This window comes from Streptomyces sp. NPDC057249 (genome assembly GCF_042669245.1).
Classification (GTDB): Bacteria; Actinomycetota; Actinomycetes; order Streptomycetales; family Streptomycetaceae; genus Streptomyces.
Window position 1 is genome coordinate 259,660 of record NZ_JBHUXS010000005.1, and the last position, 19,378, is coordinate 279,037.

Annotated in this window: 14 protein-coding genes; 11 read left to right on the forward strand and 3 right to left on the reverse strand. The window is 70.9% G+C overall.

Annotation, left to right across the window (positions count from 1 at the left end):
• Nucleotides 1-21: 21 nt before the first annotated feature.
• From nuoE to recQ, 11 genes are all read left to right on the forward strand, one after another.
• A complete protein-coding gene (gene nuoE, locus ACFUJY_RS11950; protein WP_383298083.1) occupies nt 22-837 on the forward strand; it encodes an NADH-quinone oxidoreductase subunit NuoE in 816 nt (271 codons plus the stop codon).
• Nucleotides 837-2,201 carry an NADH-quinone oxidoreductase subunit NuoF gene (gene nuoF / locus ACFUJY_RS11955; protein WP_383297853.1) on the forward strand — a complete coding sequence of 455 codons (1,365 nt, stop codon included), beginning with the start codon at nt 837-839 and terminating at the stop codon, nt 2,199-2,201. Before nuoE ends, nuoF begins: the two co-directional genes overlap by 1 nt.
• Nucleotides 2,198-4,705 carry an NADH-quinone oxidoreductase subunit G gene (locus tag ACFUJY_RS11960; RefSeq protein ID WP_383297855.1) on the forward strand — a complete coding sequence of 836 codons (2,508 nt, stop codon included), beginning with the start codon at nt 2,198-2,200 and terminating at the stop codon, nt 4,703-4,705. Before nuoF ends, ACFUJY_RS11960 begins: the two co-directional genes overlap by 4 nt.
• Complete coding sequence (gene nuoH / locus ACFUJY_RS11965) at nt 4,702-6,105, forward strand: NADH-quinone oxidoreductase subunit NuoH (RefSeq protein ID WP_383297857.1); 1,404 nt, start codon at nt 4,702-4,704, stop codon at nt 6,103-6,105. Before ACFUJY_RS11960 ends, nuoH begins: the two co-directional genes overlap by 4 nt.
• Nucleotides 6,098-6,793: an NADH-quinone oxidoreductase subunit NuoI gene (nuoI, locus tag ACFUJY_RS11970; RefSeq protein WP_383297859.1), complete on the forward strand. Its 696-nt coding sequence runs from the start codon at nt 6,098-6,100 to the stop codon at nt 6,791-6,793. The genes nuoH and nuoI overlap by 8 nt, the downstream gene beginning before the upstream one ends.
• On the forward strand, nt 6,790-7,617 hold the full coding sequence (locus tag ACFUJY_RS11975) for an NADH-quinone oxidoreductase subunit J (RefSeq protein ID WP_383297861.1): 828 nt from the start codon (nt 6,790-6,792) through the stop codon (nt 7,615-7,617). The genes nuoI and ACFUJY_RS11975 overlap by 4 nt, the downstream gene beginning before the upstream one ends.
• On the forward strand, nt 7,614-7,913 hold the full coding sequence (nuoK, locus tag ACFUJY_RS11980) for an NADH-quinone oxidoreductase subunit NuoK (RefSeq protein ID WP_018101339.1): 300 nt from the start codon (nt 7,614-7,616) through the stop codon (nt 7,911-7,913). Before ACFUJY_RS11975 ends, nuoK begins: the two co-directional genes overlap by 4 nt.
• Before the next feature lie 14 nt (nt 7,914-7,927).
• A complete protein-coding gene (nuoL, locus tag ACFUJY_RS11985) occupies nt 7,928-9,874 on the forward strand; it encodes an NADH-quinone oxidoreductase subunit L (protein ID WP_383297863.1) in 1,947 nt (648 codons plus the stop codon).
• A gap of 4 nt (nt 9,875-9,878) precedes the next feature.
• Complete coding sequence (locus ACFUJY_RS11990; RefSeq protein ID WP_383297864.1) at nt 9,879-11,450, forward strand: NADH-quinone oxidoreductase subunit M; 1,572 nt, start codon at nt 9,879-9,881, stop codon at nt 11,448-11,450.
• Nucleotides 11,447-13,111, forward strand: a complete 1,665-nt coding sequence (gene nuoN / locus ACFUJY_RS11995) for an NADH-quinone oxidoreductase subunit NuoN (protein ID WP_383297866.1) — start codon at nt 11,447-11,449, stop codon at nt 13,109-13,111. Before ACFUJY_RS11990 ends, nuoN begins: the two co-directional genes overlap by 4 nt.
• 142 nt (nt 13,112-13,253) lie before the next feature.
• Nucleotides 13,254-15,281 carry a DNA helicase RecQ gene (gene recQ, locus ACFUJY_RS12000; RefSeq protein WP_383297867.1) on the forward strand — a complete coding sequence of 676 codons (2,028 nt, stop codon included), beginning with the start codon at nt 13,254-13,256 and terminating at the stop codon, nt 15,279-15,281.
• Nucleotides 15,282-15,304: 23 nt separating this feature from the next.
• Here the strand turns inward: recQ and ACFUJY_RS12005 are convergent, their stop codons facing one another.
• The 3 genes from ACFUJY_RS12005 to ACFUJY_RS12015 form a co-directional block, all read right to left on the reverse strand.
• Entirely contained in the window at nt 15,305-15,913 is a 609-nt protein-coding gene (locus ACFUJY_RS12005; protein ID WP_383297868.1) for a Uma2 family endonuclease, read from the reverse strand.
• A 121-nt stretch (nt 15,914-16,034) separates the two neighbouring features.
• The gene (gene fahA / locus ACFUJY_RS12010) at nt 16,035-17,267 is read right to left on the reverse strand and encodes a fumarylacetoacetase (RefSeq protein WP_383297870.1); all 1,233 of its coding nucleotides are present in this window, start codon (nt 17,265-17,267) and stop codon (nt 16,035-16,037) included.
• A gap of 115 nt (nt 17,268-17,382) precedes the next feature.
• A complete protein-coding gene (locus tag ACFUJY_RS12015; RefSeq protein WP_383297871.1) occupies nt 17,383-19,377 on the reverse strand; it encodes a CocE/NonD family hydrolase in 1,995 nt (664 codons plus the stop codon).
• Nucleotide 19,378 lies beyond the last annotated feature (1 nt).

Consider the following 19,378-nt stretch of genomic DNA (forward strand, 5'->3'; position numbering starts at 1 on the left):
CGTCAGGAAGTCAGTCTGGGGATGCCGCAGCTCCCCGCCCCCGCCTACCCGGCCGAGGTGCGCGCCAGGCTCGAAGCGGATGCGAAGGAGGTGATCGCCCGCTACCCCGGCAGCCGCTCCGCACTGCTGCCGCTGCTGCACCTCGTGCAGTCCGAGGAGGGATACGTCTCGCGTACGGGCATGGCCTTCTGCGCCGAGATGCTCGACCTCACCACCGCAGAGGTCACCGCGGTCGCCACCTTCTACACGATGTACCGGCGCAGGCCCAGCGGCGACTATCAGGTCGGCGTCTGCACCAACACGCTCTGCGCGGTGATGGGCGGCGACGCGATCTTCGACCGGCTCAAGGAGCACCTCGGCGTCGGCAACGACGAGACGACCGAGGACGGCAAGGTCACCCTCGAACACATCGAGTGCAACGCCGCCTGCGACTTCGCGCCCGTCGTGATGGTCAACTGGGAGTTCTTCGACAACCAGACCCCGGAGAGCGCCACCCAGCTGGTGGACGACCTCATCGCCGGCCGCACCGTCGAACCCACCCGCGGCGCGCCCCTGTGCACGTACAAGGAGACCGCGCGCATCCTCGCCGGCTTCCCCGACGAGCGCCCCGGCGCCGTCGCGGCCACCGGCGGCGCGGGCCATGCCTCGCTCATCGGCCTCAAGCTGGCCAAGGGCGAGGCCGCGCCCAAGGCCCGCGTGGTCGGCCCGCGCGGCGAGGCGCCCAGCGACCAGCCGCAGAAGGGCGCCGAGCACCTCAGCTCCCATGACGCGCCGCAGCAGACCTCGGCATCCGACCCGGACCACCCGGCAGGACCCGCGGCCGAGGAGGGGGAGTGATGACGTTGGCCACCGAGCTCGATCACAACGGGACCAGCCCCGAGAAGCTGCTCGCGCCCGTCCTGTCCGCCTTCTGGGACCAGCCGGAGTCCTGGACCCTGGACACCTACCGCCGCCACGAGGGGTACGAGGGACTGCGCAAGGCCCTCACCATGTCCCCGGACGACCTCATCGCGTACGTCAAGGACTCCGGTCTGCGCGGACGCGGCGGCGCCGGCTTCCCCACCGGCATGAAGTGGCAGTTCATCCCGCAGGGGGACGGCAAGCCCCACTACCTGGTCGTCAACGCCGACGAGTCGGAGCCGGGGACCTGCAAGGACATCCCGCTCCTCTTCGCCAACCCGCACAGCCTCATCGAGGGCATCGTGATCGCCTGTTACGCGATCCGGTCGTCGCACGCGTTCATCTACCTGCGCGGCGAGGTCGTCCCCGTGCTGCGACGGTTGCACGAGGCCGTCCGCGAGGCGTACGAGGCGGGATACCTGGGGACGAACATCCTCGGTTCCGGACTCGATCTGGAACTCACGGTGCACGCGGGCGCCGGCGCGTACATCTGCGGTGAGGAAACCGCGCTGCTCGACTCGCTCGAAGGACGGCGTGGCCAGCCCCGGCTGCGTCCCCCCTTCCCCGCGGTCGCCGGTCTGTACGCCTGCCCCACCGTGGTGAACAACGTCGAGTCCATCGCCTCGGTTCCCGCGATCCTGAACAAGGGCAAGGACTGGTTCAAGTCGATGGGCAGCGAGAAGTCCCCGGGCTTCACGCTCTACTCGCTCAGCGGCCATGTCGCGGGCCCCGGCCAGTACGAGGCGCCGCTCGGCATCACGCTGCGCCAGCTCCTCGACATGAGCGGCGGCATGCGCCCCGGCCACCGCCTCAAGTTCTGGACCCCCGGCGGCTCCTCCACGCCGATGTTCACCGACGAGCACCTCGACGTGCCCCTCGACTACGAGGGCGTCGGCGCGGCCGGGTCCATGCTCGGCACCAAGGCGCTCCAGTGCTTCGACGAGACGACCTGCGTGGTGCGGGCCGTCACCCGCTGGACCGAGTTCTACGCCCACGAGTCCTGCGGCAAGTGCACCCCCTGCCGCGAGGGCACGTACTGGCTCGTCCAGCTGCTCCGCGACATCGAGGCGGGCAAGGGCCGGATGTCCGACCTCGACAAGCTCAACGACATCGCCGACAACATCAACGGCAAGTCGTTCTGCGCCCTCGGCGACGGCGCCGCCTCGCCGATCTTCTCCTCGCTGAAGTACTTCCGCGAGGAGTACGAGCAGCACATCACCGGCAAGGGCTGCCCCTTCGATCCCGCCAAGTCGACCCTCTGGGCCGACGACAAGAACGCTCACCAGGGGGTGAACGCATGACAGTCACCACGAGTGCGCCCTCCGGGGGCGGCGAAGCGGCGATCCCGCCCGAGGACCTGGTCACGCTGACCATCGACGGCATCGAGATCAGCGTGCCCAAGGGCACCCTGGTCATCCGCGCCGCCGAACTCCTCGGCATCGAGATCCCCCGGTTCTGCGACCACCCCCTGCTCGACCCGGCCGGCGCCTGCCGCCAGTGCATCGTCGAGGTCGAGGGCCAGCGCAAGCCGATGGCGTCCTGCACCATCACCTGCACCGACGGCATGGTCGTCAAGTCGCAGATCACCTCGCCCGTCGCCGACAAGGCGCAGCGCGGTGTGATGGAGCTGCTGCTCATCAACCACCCGCTGGACTGCCCGGTCTGCGACAAGGGCGGCGAGTGCCCGCTCCAGAACCAGGCGATGTCGCACGGCGACCCGGACTCGCGCTTCGAAGGCAGGAAGCGGACGTACGAGAAGCCCGTGCCGATCTCCACGCAGGTGCTGCTGGACCGTGAGCGGTGCGTGCTCTGCGCGCGCTGCACCCGGTTCTCCAACCAGGTCGCCGGCGACCCGATGATCGAGCTGATCGAGCGCGGCGCGCTCCAGCAGGTCGGCACCGGCGAGGGCGACCCGTTCCAGTCGTACTTCTCCGGGAACACCATCCAGATCTGCCCGGTCGGGGCGCTGACCTCGGCGGCCTACCGGTTCCGCTCCCGCCCCTTCGACCTGGTGTCGACGCCCTCGGTCTGCGAGCACTGCTCCGGCGGTTGCGCCACCCGCACCGACCACCGGCGCGGCAAGGTCATGCGCCGCCTCGCGGCCAACGACCCCGAGGTCAACGAGGAATGGCTCTGCGACAAGGGCCGCTTCGGCTTCCGCTACGCCCAGCAGCGCGACCGCCTCACCACCCCGCTGGTCCGGGGCGGGTCGGGCGAGCTGGAACCTGCGAGCTGGCCCGAGGCCCTGGCGGCCGCGGCCGAGGGCCTGTCCGCCGCGCGCGGCCGGACCGGCGTCCTCACCGGCGGCCGGCTGACCGTCGAGGACGCCTACGCGTACAGCAAGTTCGCCCGGGTCGCCCTGGACACCAACGACATCGACTTCCGGGCCCGGGTCCACAGCGACGAGGAGGCCGACTTCCTGGCCGCGCGCGTCGCCGGGCGCGGCAAGGACCTGGACGGTTCGGGTGTCACGTACACCTCGCTGGAGAAGGCCCCGGCCGTGCTGCTGGTCGGGTTCGAGTCGGAGGAGGAGGCCCCCGGGGTCTTCCTGCGGCTGCGCAAGGCCCACCGCAAGCACGGCCTGCGCACCTTCTCCGTCGCCTCGCACGCCACCCGGGGCCTGGTGAAGGCGGGCGGCGCGCTGCTTCCCGCCGCGCCCGGCACCGAAACCGAATGGCTGGACGCCATCGCGGGCGGTGTCGGCCTGGAGGGCGAGGGCGCCGCCGCGGCCGAGGCGCTGCGCGGTGAGGGCGCGCTGATCGTGGTCGGCGAGCGGCTGGCCGGGGTGCCCGGCGGGCTGACCGCCGCGGTCCGGGCCGCGACCGCTACTGGGGCCCGGCTGGTGTGGATTCCGCGCCGGGCGGGCGAACGCGGCGCGGTGGAGGCGGGCGCGCTCCCGTCGCTGCTGCCCGGTGGCCGCCCGGCCACCGACCCGCGCGCCCGGGACGAGGTCGCCGCCGCGTGGGGCGTCGCCGAACTCCCGTCCCGCTTCGGCCGCGACACCGGCCAGATCATCGAGGCCGCGGTCTCCGGTGAGCTGGGCGCGCTGGTCGTCGCCGGCGTCGGGACCGAGGACCTGCCGGACCCGGCGCGGGCCCTGGAGGCGCTGGACCGGGTCGGCTTCCTGGTCTCCTTCGAGCTCCGGCCGAGCGAGGTCACCGACCGCGCCGACGTGGTGTTCCCGGTGGCCGCGGTCGCCGAGAAGTCCGGGACCTTCCTCAACTGGGAGGGCCGGGCGCGGATGTTCGAGGCCGCGCTGAAGCCCGACCAGATGACGCGGAACCTCGCCCCGGGCGACGCGCGGGTGCTGCACATGCTGGCCGACGCGATGGACGCGCATCTCGGGCTGCCGGACCTGAGGGCCGCCCGCCGCGAGCTGGACCGCCTCGGCGGCTGGCAGGGCGGGTACGCGGACGAGCCGCGCGTCTCCGCGCAGCCGCTGCCCCGGCCCGGCGACGGCGAGGCGATTCTGGCCGGCCACCGGATGCTGCTCGACCTGGGCCGCCTCCAGGAGGGCGACACCGCGCTCGCCGGGACCCGGCACGAGGCGGTGGCCCGGCTGTCGGCCGCCACGGCCGCGGAGAGCGGGGTCAAGGACGGCGACCTGCTGGCCGTGTCCGGGCCCGCCGGCAGCGTCGAACTCCCGCTCCGGGTCACCGACATGCCGGACCGCGTGGTCTGGGTGCCGCTGAACTCCACCGGGCGGGGCGTGCCGGCCACGACCGGGGCCCGCCCCGGCGGAGTGGTCCGGATCGGCCCCGCCGCTCCCGGTACTCCCGACGTCACACCGGAGGTGCGGGCGTGACCGCCTTCGCTCAACTGGCCGCGGCACCGCACGGTTCGGTGCTCGCCGCCGAGGACCTGTCGATGTTCGGCAACGACCCCTGGTGGCTCGTCGTCATCAAGGCCGTCTTCTGCTTCGCGTTCCTGATGGTGACCGTGCTCTTCTCCATCGTGTGGGAGCGCAAGGTCGTCGCCTGGATGCAGCTGCGCATCGGCCCCAACCGGCACGGCCCCTGGGGCATGCTCCAGTCGCTCGCCGACGGCATCAAGCTGATGCTGAAGGAGGACGTCGTCGTCAAGCGCGCGGACAAGGTCGTCTACGTCCTCGCGCCGATCGTCGCCGCCATCCCCGCCTTCATGGCCATCGCGGTGATCCCGTTCGGCCCGGCCGACAACCAGGTCTCGATCTTCGGCCACCGCACGGCGATGCAGCTCACCGACCTGCCGATCGCGATGCTGTACATCCTCGCGGTCGCCTCGGTCGGCATCTACGGCATCGTGCTGGCCGGCTGGTCGTCCGGGTCGACGTACCCGCTGCTCGGCGGGCTCCGCTCCTGCGCGCAGATGATCTCGTACGAGATCGCCATGGGTGCCGCGTTCGCCTCGGTGTTCCTCTACTCGGGGTCGATGTCGACGTCGAAGATCGTGGAGGCACAGGAGGACCGATGGTTCATCATCCTGCTGCCGGTCTCGTTCATCATCTACATCGTCACGATGGTCGGTGAGACCAACCGCGCCCCCTTCGACATGCCGGAGTCCGAGGGCGACCTCGTGGGCGGCTTCAACACCGAGTACTCGTCGATCAAGTTCGCGATGTTCATGCTCGCCGAGTACGTCAACATGGTCACCGTCTCCGCGGTCTCCACGACCCTGTTCCTGGGCGGCTGGCGGGCCCCGTGGCCGATCAGCACCTTCTGGGAGGGCGCGAACCACGGCTGGTGGCCGATGCTCTGGTTCGTCCTCAAGGTCCAGCTGCTGCTGTTCTTCTTCATCTGGCTGCGCGGCACCCTGCCCCGCGTCCGCTACGACCAGCTGATGAAGCTCGGCTGGAAGGTCCTGATCCCGGTCTCCGTCGTCTGGCTGATGCTGGTGGCGACCGTACGGGCGCTGCGCAACGAGGGCTACGACTTCTCCCGAATCCTGCTCTACGTGGCCGGTGCCGTGATCGCGGTGCTGCTGATCTCCTTCGTCGCCGACATCTTCCGCGACAAGAAGGACAAGGCCGCCGCCGCGCAGGCCGGACCCGAGCCGGCGTTCGACCCGATGGCGGGCGGATTCCCGGTGCCGCCGCTGCCCGGACAGACCCTGCCGCCCGTGCCGAGGCGCAGGCCGCGCCGCGAGCGGGAGCTCGTTGTCAGTGGCGGCGTGGATACTCAGAGTGACGGAAGTCCGAGTGACGGAAAGGAGGCCGACGGTGTCTGAACTGCCTGATGCGCCGGGGTCCAAGAGGCCGGCGAAATCCACCGCCCCGACGGGGTCGACGGCGTCGCAGTCCTCCTCGTCCTCGGAGGACAAGTTCCTCAACCCGGTGGCCGGCTTCGGCGTGACCTTCAAGGCCATGTTCAAGAAGCGGCTCACCGAGCAGTATCCGGAGACGCCGAAGGTGACGGCGCCCCGCTTCCACGGCCGCCACCAGCTCAACCGCCATCCGGACGGGCTGGAGAAGTGCGTCGGCTGCGAGCTGTGCGCCTGGGCCTGTCCCGCCGACGCCATCTACGTGGAGGGCGCGGACAACACCGAAGCGGAGCGCTACTCCCCGGGTGAGCGCTACGGCCGCGTCTACCAGATCAACTACGCGCGCTGCATCCTCTGCGGACTGTGCATCGAGGCGTGCCCGACCCGGGCGCTCACGATGACCAACGAGTTCGAGCTCGCCAACACCACCCGCGAAAGCCTCATCTACACCAAGGACGAGCTGCTCGCGGGCCTGGAGGAAGGCATGGTCGACAGCCCGCACGCGATCTTCCCCGGCATGGACGAACAGGACTACTACCGGGGGCTGGTCACCGAGGCCGCCCCCGGTACGGAGCGCCAGCCCGCCGTGTCCAAGGGTGAGAAGCCGTCCGACGAGGCCGAGAGCAACGGCGCGGCGCAGGAGGTGGACGCATGACCGGCCTGGCCGCAGCGGCCTCGCAGACCTCGACCGGCGAGGCGTTCCAGTTCTGGGTGCTCGGCACGGTCGCCGTGATCGGCGCCCTGTGCACGGTGCTCATGAAGAAGGCCGTGCACAGCGCACTGTGCCTCGCCGGGACGATGATCATCCTCGCGGTGTTCTACCTCGCCAACGGCGCCTACTTCCTCGGCATCGTCCAGATCGTCGTCTACACCGGCGCGATCATGATGCTGTTCCTCTTCGTGGTCATGCTCGTCGGCGTCACGGCGGCGGACTCGCTGAAGGAGACCATCAAGGGCCAGCGCTGGCTGGCCGCCGGATGCGGCATCGGCTTCGGCGTCCTGCTGATCGCCGGGATCGGCAACGCCTCGCTCAAGACCTTCAACGGCCTGGGGACCGCCAACTCCGCGCACGGCGGGAACGTGGAGGGGCTCGCCAGCCTCATCTTCACCAAGTACGTCTTCGCCTTCGAGATCACCGGCGCCCTGCTGATCACCGCGACGGTCGGCGCGATGGTGCTCACGCACCGCGAGCGCACCGAACGGGCCAAGACCCAGCGGGAGATGTCGGAGGAGCGCGTGCGGAGCAACCACCTCCCGCCGCTGCCCGCCCCCGGCGTCTACGCCCGGCACAACGCGGTGGACATCGCGGGCCTCCTCCCCGACGGCACCCCGTCCGAGCTGACCGTCATGAACACGCTGCGCAAGCGCGGCCAGATGCGTGACGTGTCCCAGGAATCACTGGCCGGCCTCAAGGCACTGGAGCAGCGCTCCGGTGAGCGGCTGGGCCGGGACACCGAAGAAGAGGAGGTCGCCAAGTGAATCCGGTCAACTACCTCTACCTGGCCGCCCTGCTGTTCACGATCGGCGCGGCCGGTGTGCTGATCCGGCGGAACGCGATCGTGGTGTTCATGTGCGTCGAGCTGATGCTCAACGCCTGCAACCTCGCGTTCGTGACCTTCTCCCGGATGCACGGCAACCTCGACGGCCAGATCATCGCCTTCTTCACGATGGTCGTCGCCGCCGCGGAGGTCGTGGTCGGGCTCGCGATCATCGTGTCGCTGTTCCGTTCCCGCCACTCGGCCTCGGTCGATGACGCCAGCCTGATGAAGCTGTAAGGGGCGTTTGCACTGTGGAGAACCTGATTGCGCTGCTCGTCGCGGCGCCCCTGCTCGGAGCGGCGGTGCTGCTCTGCGGCGGCCGGCGCCTCGACCGCGCCGGGCACTGGCTCGGCACCCTGCTCGCCGGCGCCTCGTTCGTCGTGGCCGTGGTGCTCTTCACCGACATGCTGGGGAAGGGCGCCGAGGACCGGGCGCTGCACCAGAAGCTGTTCAGCTGGATTCCGGTCGAGGGCTTCCAGGCCGATGTGGCCTTCCAGCTCGACCAGCTGTCGATGACCTTCGTCCTGCTGATCACCGGTGTGGGCACGCTGATCCACATCTACTCGATCGGCTACATGGAGCACGACGAGCGCCGGCGCCGCTTCTTCGGCTATCTGAACCTGTTCCTGGCGGCGATGCTGATCCTGGTCATCGCCGACAACTACCTGCTGCTGTACGTCGGGTGGGAGGGCGTCGGCCTCGCCTCGTACCTGCTCATCGGCTTCTGGCAGCACAAGCCCAGCGCGGCCACCGCCGCGAAGAAGGCGTTCCTGGTCAACCGCGTCGGCGACATGGGCCTGTCGATCGCGATCATGCTGATGTTCACCACCTTCGGCACGTTCGCGTACGGCCCCGTCCTGGAGGCGACCGGTGAGACGAGCGAGGGCAAGCTGACGGCGATCGGCCTGATGCTGCTCCTCGCCGCCTGCGGCAAGTCCGCCCAGGTGCCGCTGCAGTCCTGGCTCGGTGACGCGATGGAGGGCCCGACCCCGGTCTCCGCCCTCATCCACGCCGCGACCATGGTCACCGCCGGTGTCTACCTCATCGTCCGCTCCGGCGCGATCTTCAACGCCGCCCCGGACGCCCAGATGGTCGTCGTGGTCGTCGGCGCGGTCACGCTGCTGTTCGGTGCGATCGTCGGTTGCGCGAAGGACGACATCAAGAAGGCCCTCGCCGGCTCCACGATGTCGCAGATCGGCTACATGATCCTGGCCGCCGGGCTCGGCCCCATCGGCTACGTCTTCGCGATCATGCACCTGGTGACGCACGGCTTCTTCAAGGCCGGGCTCTTCCTCGGCGCCGGTTCGGTCATGCACGGCATGAACGACGAGGTGGACATGCGGAAGTACGGCGGCCTGCGGAAGTACATGCCGGTCACCTTCGTCACCTTCGGCCTCGGCTACCTCGCGATCATCGGCTTCCCCGGCCTCTCCGGCTTCTTCTCCAAGGACAAGATCATCGAGGCGGCGTTCGCCAAGGGCGGCACCGAGGGCTGGATCCTCGGCTCCGTGGCCCTGCTCGGCGCCGCGATCACCGCGTTCTACATGACGCGCGTGATGCTGATGACCTTCTTCGGCGAGGAGCGCTGGCGCCGCACGGCGACGCCGTCCCCGGACGCGCCGGACGTCGAGCCCGCCGCCGAGACGCGCGGCGAGTACGCGGAGCCCCACCCGCACGAGTCCCCGAAGTCCATGACGATCCCCATGATCGTGCTGGCCTTCGGCTCGGTCTTCGCCGGTGGCTTCTTCTCGATCGGCGACCGCTTCCTGCACTGGCTGGAGCCCGTCACCGGCCACGACCACGGCGACGCCCCGATCGGCGCCTCGACCGTCACCGCGGCCACCATGGTCGCCCTGGTCGTCGGTGTCGCCATCGCCTGGGCGATGTACGGCCGCAAGCCGGTGCCGGTGACCGCCCCCCGCGGCTCGCTGCTCACCCGCGCCGCGCGCCGCGATCTCCTCCAGGACGACTTCAACCACGTGGTCCTGGTCCGCGGCGGCGAGCACCTGACCCGCTCCCTGGTCTACGTCGACCACAGCCTGGTCGACGGCGTCGTCAACGGCACGGCCGCGTCCATGGGCGGGCTCTCCGGCCGGCTGCGCAAGCTGCAGAACGGCTACGCCCGCTCCTACGCGGTCTCGATGTTCGGCGGTACGGCGGTTCTCATCGCCGCGACCCTGCTGATGAGGGCGGTCTGATCACATGTCCTTTCCCCTCCTGACAGCGACGGCGGCGCTCCCGGCGATCGGCGCGGTGGCCACCGCCGCCGTCCCGGCCGCCCGGCGCACCGCCGCCAAATGGCTGGCGCTGCTCTTCTCGCTGGCCACGCTCGTCCTGGCGGGCATCGCGCTCGCCCGCTTCGAGCCCGGCGGCGACCGCTTCCAGCTCACCGAATCGCACGCCTGGATCGAGGACTTCGGCGTCCGCTACGAACTGGGCGTCGACGGCATCGGCGTGGCGCTCATGGCGCTCACCGCCCTGCTGATCCCGTTCGTCATCCTGGCCGGCTGGCACGACGCCGACCCCCTGGAGACGAACTCCTCGCGCTGGCGCCCCACCCAGGGCTTCTTCGCCCTGATCCTGATGGTCGAAGCGATGGTGATCCTCTCCTTCGAGGCCACCGACGTCTTCCTCTTCTACATCCTGTTCGAAGCCATGCTCATCCCGATGTACTTCCTCATCGGCGGCTTCGGGGACCGGGCGCACACCGGCAGCGACGAGAACGCGGCGGCGCAGCGCTCGTACGCCGCCGTGAAGTTCCTCCTCTACAACCTGGTCGGCGGCCTCGTCATGCTGGCCGCGGTGATCGGCCTGTACGTGGTCGCGGGTTCGTTCTCGCTCTCCGAGATCGCCGAGGCCCGGGCCAACGGCACGTTCTCCATGGCGACCAGCACCGAGCGGTGGCTGTTCCTCGGGTTCTTCTTCGCCTTCGCGGTGAAGGCCCCGCTGTGGCCGCTGCACACCTGGCTGCCCAACGCCATGGGTGAGGCGACGGCGCCGGTCGCCGTGCTGATCACCGCCGTGGTGGACAAGGTCGGCACGTTCGCGATGCTCCGCTTCTGCCTCCAGCTCTTCCCGGAGGCCAGCAAGTGGGCGACGCCGGTGATCCTGGTCCTGGCGCTGATCAGCATCGTGTACGGGGCGCTGCTCGCGGTCGGCCAGCGCGACATCAAGCGGCTGATCGCCTACGCGTCCATCTCGCACTTCGGCTTCATCATCCTGGGCATCTTCGCGATGACCAGCCAGGGCCAGTCCGGCGCGACGCTGTACATGGTCAACCACGGCATCTCGACGGCCGCGCTGATGCTGGTCGCGGGCTTCCTGATCAGCCGGCGCGGCTCGCGCCTCATCGCCGACTACGGCGGGGTGCAGAAGGTGGCCCCGGTCCTGGCCGGCACCTTCCTGATCGGCGGCCTGGCCACGCTGTCGCTGCCGGGGCTCGCCCCGTTCGTCAGCGAGTTCCTGGTCCTGGTCGGCGCGTTCGCCGCGTATCCGGCGGTCGGCATCATCGCCACCACCGGCATCGTGCTCGCCGCGATCTACGTCCTGGTCCTCTACCAGCGCACCATGACCGGCCCGGTCAAGGCCGAGGTGCAGGGCATGGCGGACCTCAAGGCCCGTGAGCTCGTGGTGGTCGTCCCGCTGATCGCGCTGCTGCTCTTCCTGGGGGTCTACCCGAAGCCCCTGACGGACATCGTCAACCCGGCGGTGCGGCACACCATGTCGGACGTACAGAAGAAGGACCCCCAGCCCGAGGTGGAGGCCGCCAAGTGAGCGCAACAGCTGTCCACAGCCTGTGGACGACGGCGGGCGGGGTGACATCCGCCGCCCCGGACGAGAAGTTCACCGCCCCGGTCATCGAGTACACCCAGCTCATGCCGGTCCTGATCGTGATCGGCGTCGCGGTCGTCGGCATCCTGGTCGAGGCGTTCGTGCCGCGCCGGGCCCGGTACCACACCCAGGTGTTCCTGACCGTCGTCGCGCTGGTCGCCGCGTTCGCCGCGGTGGTCGGCCTCGCGGCCGGCGGTTACGGGACGACCAAGGCGCACATCGCCGCGATGGGCGCCATCGCGGTCGACGGACCGTCCCTGTTCCTCCAGGGCGTCATCCTGCTGACGTCCCTGGTCGCGGTCTTCACGTTCGCCGAGCGGCGGCTCGACCCCGAGTCCCACGGCAACCGCGTGGACTCCTTCGCCGCGCAGGCCGCGTCGGTGCCCGGCAGCGACAGCGAGAAGGCCGCGGTCAGGGCCGGGTTCACCACCACCGAGGTCTTCCCGCTCGTCCTCTTCTCGGTGGCGGGCATGCTGGTCTTCCCGGCGGCCAACGACCTGCTGACGCTGTTCGTGGCCCTGGAGGTCTTCTCCCTCCCGCTGTACCTCCTGTGCGCCGTCGCCCGCCGCAAGCGGCTGATGTCGCAGGAGTCGGCCGTGAAGTACTTCCTGCTCGGCGCGTTCTCCTCGGCGTTCCTGCTGTTCGGGATCGCCCTCCTCTACGGGTACGCGGGCTCCGTCTCGTACGCGCAGATCGCGACCGTGGTCGACGGCACGATCCAGAAGATCGACCCGGCGCTCGCCGGCACCATGGGCAACGACGCGCTGCTGCTCATCGGCGGCGCGATGATCCTGACCGGCCTGCTCTTCAAGGTCGGCGCCGTGCCGTTCCACATGTGGACCCCGGACGTCTACCAGGGCGCGCCGACCCCGGTCACCGGCTTCATGGCCGCCGCCACGAAGGTCGCCGCGTTCGGCGCGCTGCTGCGCCTGCTGTACGTGGTGCTGCCGGGGCTCACCTGGGACCTGCGGCCGGTCATGTGGGGCGTCGCGATCGTCACGATGGTGGGCGGCGCGGTCGTCGCGATCACCCAGACCGACATCAAGCGACTGCTGGCCTACTCCTCGATCGCGCACGCCGGGTTCATCCTGGCCGGTGTGATCGCGGCCACCCCGGACGGCATCTCGTCGGTCCTCTTCTACCTCGGCACGTACTCCTTCGTGACGGTCGGCGCCTTCGCCGTCGTCACGCTGGTGCGGGACGCGGGCGGCGAGGCGACGCACCTGTCGAAGTGGGCCGGGCTCGGCCGCCGCTCGCCGCTGGTCGCCGCGGTCTTCGCGGTGTTCCTGCTGGCCTTCGCCGGTATCCCGCTGACCTCGGGCTTCTCCGGGAAGTTCGCGGTGTTCAAGGCGGCGGCGGACGGTGGCGCGGGCGGCCTGGTCGTGGTCGGTGTGATCTCCTCGGCGATCGCCGCGTTCTTCTACATCCGGGTCATCGTGCTGATGTTCTTCAGCGAGCCGAAGGCGGACGGCCCCACGGTCGCCGTCCCGTCCCCGCTGACGATGGCCACGATCGCGATCGGCGTGGCCGTGACCGTGGTGCTGGGCGTGGCCCCGCAGTACTTCCTGGACCTGGCGGGCCAGGCGGGCACGTTCGTGAGGTAGCCGGAAGCGGCTAGACGGCAACGCCGGACGGGCTTGGCCTTCCCTCGGGAAGTCAAGCCCGTCCGGCGTTGTCACAGGCGGCGCCTATCGTGGCAGGGGAGAGCGCTGGGACGCAGCGGGACCGGTATCGGGGGACAGAGCGATGAGCGGGACGGGCGTGACGGGCATGACCACGGAAGTGAGCACGGGCGGGGCCGCCGCGACCGAGAGCGAGGCGCGGCGCACGCTGCACCGCGTCTTCGGTTACGAGGCGTTCCGCGGCGAGCAGGAGGCGATCGTCGACCACGTGGTGGCCGGCGGGGACGCCGTCGTGCTGATGCCCACCGGTGGCGGCAAGTCCCTCTGCTACCAGATCCCGGCCCTGGTCCGGCGGGGCACCGGCGTCGTGATCTCCCCGCTGATCGCCCTCATGCAGGACCAGGTCGACGCGCTGCGGGCGCTCGGCGTGCGGGCCGGTTTCATCAACTCCACGCAGGACTTCGACGAGCGCCGCTCGATGGAGGCCCAGTTCGTCGCGGGCGAGCTGGACCTCCTCTACCTGGCCCCGGAGCGGCTGCGGCTGGACTCCACGCTCGCGCTGCTGGCCCGGGGCGAGGTCTCCGTCTTCGCGATCGACGAGGCGCACTGCGTCGCCCAGTGGGGCCACGACTTCCGCCCCGACTACCTCGCCCTGTCCGTCCTCGGCGAGCGCTGGCCCGACGTGCCGCGCATCGCCCTGACGGCCACGGCGACGGACGCCACGCACCGCGAGATCACCCAGCGGCTCGGCATGCCCGACGCCAAGCACTTCGTGGCCAGCTTCGACCGGCCCAACATCCAGTACCGGATCGTGGGCAAGGCCGACCCGAAGAAGCAGCTGCTCGCCTTCCTCAAGGAGGAGCACGCCGGGGACGCGGGCATCGTCTACTGCCTCTCCCGCGCGTCCACGGAGAAGACCGCCGAATTCCTCTGCCGCAACGGCATCGAGGCCGTCCCGTACCACGCGGGGCTCGACGCCGGGACCCGCGCGGCCCACCAGTCCCGCTTCCTGCGCGAGGAGGGCCTGGTCGTCGTCGCGACGATCGCCTTCGGCATGGGCATCGACAAGCCGGACGTCCGGTTCGTCGCCCATCTGGACCTGCCGAAGTCCGTCGAGGGCTACTACCAGGAGACCGGGCGGGCCGGCCGCGACGGCGCCCCGTCCACCGCGTGGATGGCGTACGGCCTCCAGGACGTCGTCCAGCAGCGCAAGCTCATCCAGGGCGGCGAGGGCGACGAGTCCTTCCGCCGCCGGGCCGCCTCGCACCTGGACTCCATGCTCGCCCTGTGCGAGACCGCCCAGTGCCGCCGTGCCCAGCTCCTCACGTACTTCGGCCAGGAGCCCACGGCCGCGTCCTGCGGCAACTGCGACACCTGCCTCACCCCGCCGGAGACCTGGGACGGCACGGTGGCCGCGCAGAAGCTGCTGTCCACGGTGGTCCGGCTGAAGCGGGAGCGCGGCCAGAAGTTCGGCGCGGGCCAGATCATCGACATCCTGCTCGGCCGCCGCACGGCCAAGGTCATCCAGTTCGACCACGACCAGCTGTCGGTGTTCGGCATCGGTGAGGAGCTGGCCGAGGCGGAGTGGCGCGGCGTGGTCCGCCAGCTCCTGGCCCAGGGCCTGATCGCCGTCGAGGGCGAGTACGGCACGCTGGTCCTCACGGAGACGAGCGGCGCGGTCCTGGGCCGTGAGCGCGAGGTCCAGCTCCGCAAGGAGCCGAAGAAGCCGACGACCGCCCGGTCCTCCTCCGCCCGGGGCGAGCGCAAGCCCAAGGCGGCGGCCGCCGCCGACCTCCCCGAGGCGGCCGTCCCCGTCTTCGAGACCCTGCGCGCCTGGCGAGCCGCCCAGGCCAAGGAACTGGGCCTCCCGGCCTACGTGATCTTCCACGACGCCACCCTGCGCGAGATCGCCACGGTCCGCCCGACGACGCTGGGCGAGCTGGGCGGCATCAGCGGCCTGGGCGAGAAGAAGCTGGCGACGTACGGGGAGGGGGTGCTGGAAGTCCTGGCAGAGCTCGACGCGGCCGCCCCGGAGGCCACGCCCCGGGCAGCCCCGACGGCAGCCGCCCCGGCCCCTGCCGAGAAGCCCGCGCCCGCCGCCCCCGACGACACGGAGTTCGGCTGGGACGAGGAGCCCCCGGAGTACGAGTGAGCCGGGCGGGTGGCGCGGCGGATCTACTGCGGGTCCGCCGCCCGCCGCCGCGAGACGATCGCGGCCAGGTCCAGCTCGACCGGGAAGGGCGCGGACACCTTCATGCGGTCGTGGAAGATCCCGGTGGAGGTGTAGGCGCCGGTCGCGGGCTCCAGCTCGAAGACGTACACCACCGGGCGGCCGTCCTGGTTCTCCACCCGCCAGTAGTGCGGGATCTTCGCCCGCGCGTACTTCACGGGCTTGGTCTCCCGGTCGCGGGTGACGGACTCGTCGGACACGACCTCGATGGCCAGCAGCACGCTGCTCGCGGGGAACCGGGTCTGCCGCAGACTCTCGACGGCGTCGGCGCGCACGACGACCACATCGGGTTCGGGCCGGTTCTGGAAGTCGACGTCGATGGTGAACTCGCGGAAGATCTCCAGATCCGGAGGGGCGACCGACTGCAGCTGCCACTTGAGGTAGTCGATCGCGCGCTCGTGGAACACGGTCTGCGGACTCACGAAAACAAGGCTCCCGTCGATCAGCTCCGTATGCGGAGGCAGATTCGGGAGTGTGTCCAGGTCATCGGCGGTCCAGCCGCCCACGGGCGGAACCGCCCACCGCGGCTCGGGGGCCTCGGGTTCGACGCTCATCAGTGCTCCCATGAGCCGGAGTCTGGCGGGTCCGTCCAGCGTATCCGCCGGGAACCGGAAGCGGCTCCCCTGAACGTGTGAGCGACTCACGCGCCCTTGACCGCCCCCTCACGCCCCCCGCTCACCCCGCGGCCACGACCCGCCCCGACACCTCGCCCAGCCCCACCCGGGTGCCGTCCGGCCCCGGGGCCCAGGCGGTGATCGTCACCGTGTCGCCGTCCTCCAGGAAGGTCCGCTCGCCCCCGGGCAGGTCCAGCGGATCGCGGCCGTTCCAGGTGAGCTCGAGGAGGCAGCCGCGCTGGGACGGCTCGGGGCCGCTGACCGTGCCGGAGGCGTAGAGGTCGCCGGTGCGCAGCGAGGCGCCGTTGACCGTCATCTGGGCGAGCTGCTGGGCGGCCGTCCAGTACATCGTGGAGAACGGCGGCTCCGCGACGACGTGCCCGTTGACCGCGACGGAGATCCGCAGGTCGTAGCCGCCGGGCTCGTCCTCGTCCGCGTCCTCCAGATAGGGGAGGACGGGGAGGTCGCGGGCGGGCGGGGCGGTGCGGGCGGCGTCCAGGGCCTCCAGCGGGGTGACCCAGGCGGAGACGGAGGTCGCGAAGGACTTGCCGAGGAACGGGCCGAGCGGGACGTACTCCCACGCCTGGATGTCGCGCGCCGACCAGTCGTTGAGCAGCGAGAGCCCGAAGACGTGCTCGCGGAAGTCCGTGAGGGCGACGGGCCTGCCCTGTTCGGACGGGGTGCCGACGACGAAGCCGACCTCCGCCTCGATGTCGAGCTTCACGGACGGGCCGAAGACGGGCGCCGGGTCGGCCGGTGCCTTGCGCTGGCCCGCCGGGCGGACCACATCGGTGCCGGAGACCACGACGGTCCCGGCGCGGCCGTGGTAACCGATCGGGAGGTGCTTCCAGTTGGGGGTGAGCGGCGCGTCCGCGTCGGGCCGGAAGATCCGGCCCACGTTGGTGGCGTGGTGCTCGCTCGCGTAGAAGTCGACGTAGTCCGCGACCTGGTAGGGCAGGTGCAGCGTGACCGCGTGCAGCGGGTGCAGCAGCGGCTCCATGTCCGCGCGGTGTGCGGGGACCGTGACCCACGCGGTCAGGGCCCGGCGCACATCGCGCCAGGCGGTGCGCCCGGCCGAGAGCAGGGCCATCAGGTCCGGCTGGGCCAGCAGCCGGGCGTAGGGCGAACCGAGGGCGAGCGCGGCGGCCCCGGCGTCCAGGACGTGGTCGCCGATGCGGACGCCGACGCGCCGCTCGCCCGGGCGGTCGGGGGTGGAGAACACGCCGTACGGCAGGTTGTGCGGGCCGAAGGGGTCGCCCTCGGCCACATCGAGCGGACTGCTCTGCTCGGGCATCGGTCGCTGCCTCGCTTTCCGGGTCGCTTGGGGACAACGTTACGTCGGGAGGACTGCCGCGGGGCAGTGCCCCAACCATCCCCAATGCCCCGGAAAGTACGCCTCACTTGTGCTGTCACCCGGAAGTGCGCGGAATGCTCTTCTCCCAGGTCCGGTGGAAGACGACCTCGCCGCCCTCGGTGCAGACGACCTCGTTGACGGTGTGGAAGTCGTCCGCGTCGGCGGTGATCTCCGAGCGGGTGTCGATCTGCACGTCCCAGGACATCTCCGGCCGGTGCAGCCGGATCGTCCAGTCGGACCGGGTCCGCGCGGAGAGCGGGTCGCCCTCCTGGATCGTGTACGTCTCCACCGCGTCCTCGGTGAACTCCAGCCCGTCCGGGTAGACGCGCGTGCCGCCGTAGCGCGGGTCCACCTCCAGCCGCCACTCGCCCTTCGCGACATCGCGGACGACGAGCCGTTCGGGGCGCGGCGCGTCCAGCGTCTCCGGGTACACCACGCCCAGCGGTTCGGACTGCTCGGGCTCCTCGAAGCGGATGGCGGGGTCCTCGGTGTGCCGCCGCACCGGGAGTTCGAGGAGGCTGCCGTCCGCCTCCAGGGTGAAGCCGGCCGAGCCCGCCTGCGGCCAGATCCAGGGCCAGTACGAGGACGAGACGGCGAGCCGGATGCGGTGGCCGGGCGGGAAGGTGTGCCCGATGCCGTTCAGCTCGAAGGTCACGTCCTCGGTGGCGCCGGGGGTCCAGTCCTCGGTGCGGTCGCGGCCGCCCCGGGCGGCGAGGTTGAGGGCGCCGCGCGTGACGAGGGTGGAGGAGCCGTCGGGGGCGACGTCGCAGAGCCGGACGACGGCCTGGCCGCGCGGCACGTCCATCGTGATGCGCAGGCTCACCCGGGGTCTGCCCAGGATCTCGATCGGCGCGTCGGCGACCGGGAATTCGAAGCAGAGCGACTTGGCGTCCTCGTCGCGCTGGTCCGGCGGCAGGTCGGCGTCGTTGCCGAAGGGGAAGAACCGCCCGGCGTCCAGCCCGGTCTGCTGCGGCGAGTGGACGATCTGCGGCCCGCCCTGGAGGGCGTACGCGACCGGGGTGACGTTCTCCGACGGCCAGCTGGTCTCGCCGACCCAGCGGCCGGGCAGCGTCTCGTACACCGTGGCGGGCCGGTGCGACTCGCTGATCCAGGACCGCAGCAGCGGCTCCGCCATCACCCCGGTGTCCTCGTCCTTCAGGTGCTGGTCCCACCAGCGCAGGGTCTCCTGGAGGAAGCCGATGCCCGGTCCGGGCGGCAGCCCCCGGTCGGGGTACTGGTGCGACCAGGGGCCGATGATCCCGCGCACCTTCGCCGGGTCCAGGTGCTCGACCAGCCGGAGGACGGTGTCGCGGTACGGGTCGTGCCAGCCGCCGACCGCGAGGACGTTCGCCTTGATCGCGGAGTAGTCCTCGCAGACGCTGCCGTGCTTCCAGTAGTCGTCCCGGGTCTGGTGGGAGAGCCAGGTGTGGATGAAGGGGTCCACGGCTTCGAGCCGGTCCAGCCACATCTGCCGCCAGTCGTCGCCGACGTCCGCCGGGTCGGGCGGCCGGCAGACGAAGGCGAGCATGGTCGCCGCCCAGGCGTGCATGTCCACCGCGAGGACCGAGCCGCCCATGTAGTGGACGTCGTTGTCGTAGCGGTCGTCCGCCGAGCACACGGTGACGACCGCCTTCAGCGGCTCCGGGGCCAGCGCGGCGATCTGGAGGGAGTTGAAGCCGCCCCAGGAGATGCCGAACATGCCGACCCGGCCGGAGCACCACTCCTGCTGCGCCAGCCAGTGGACGACGGCGACCCCGTCCGCCAGTTCCGTCGCGTCGTACTCGTCGCCCGGCATGCCCTCGCTGTTGCCGTGCCCGCGCACGTCCACCCGGACGGAGGCGTAGCCGTGTCCGGCGTACCAGGGGTGGCGCTGCCAGTCGCGCGGCGCGGTCCAGTCGCTCAGCCGGTACGGCAGGTACTCCAGCAGGGCGGGCACGGGTTCGTCCGTGACCGGCCGCCAGATCCGGGCGTACAGCTGGGTGCCGTCCGACAGCGGGATGTAGAGGTCCTCGCGGGTCGTCTCGTACGGGAACGCGGTCTGGATGTGCATG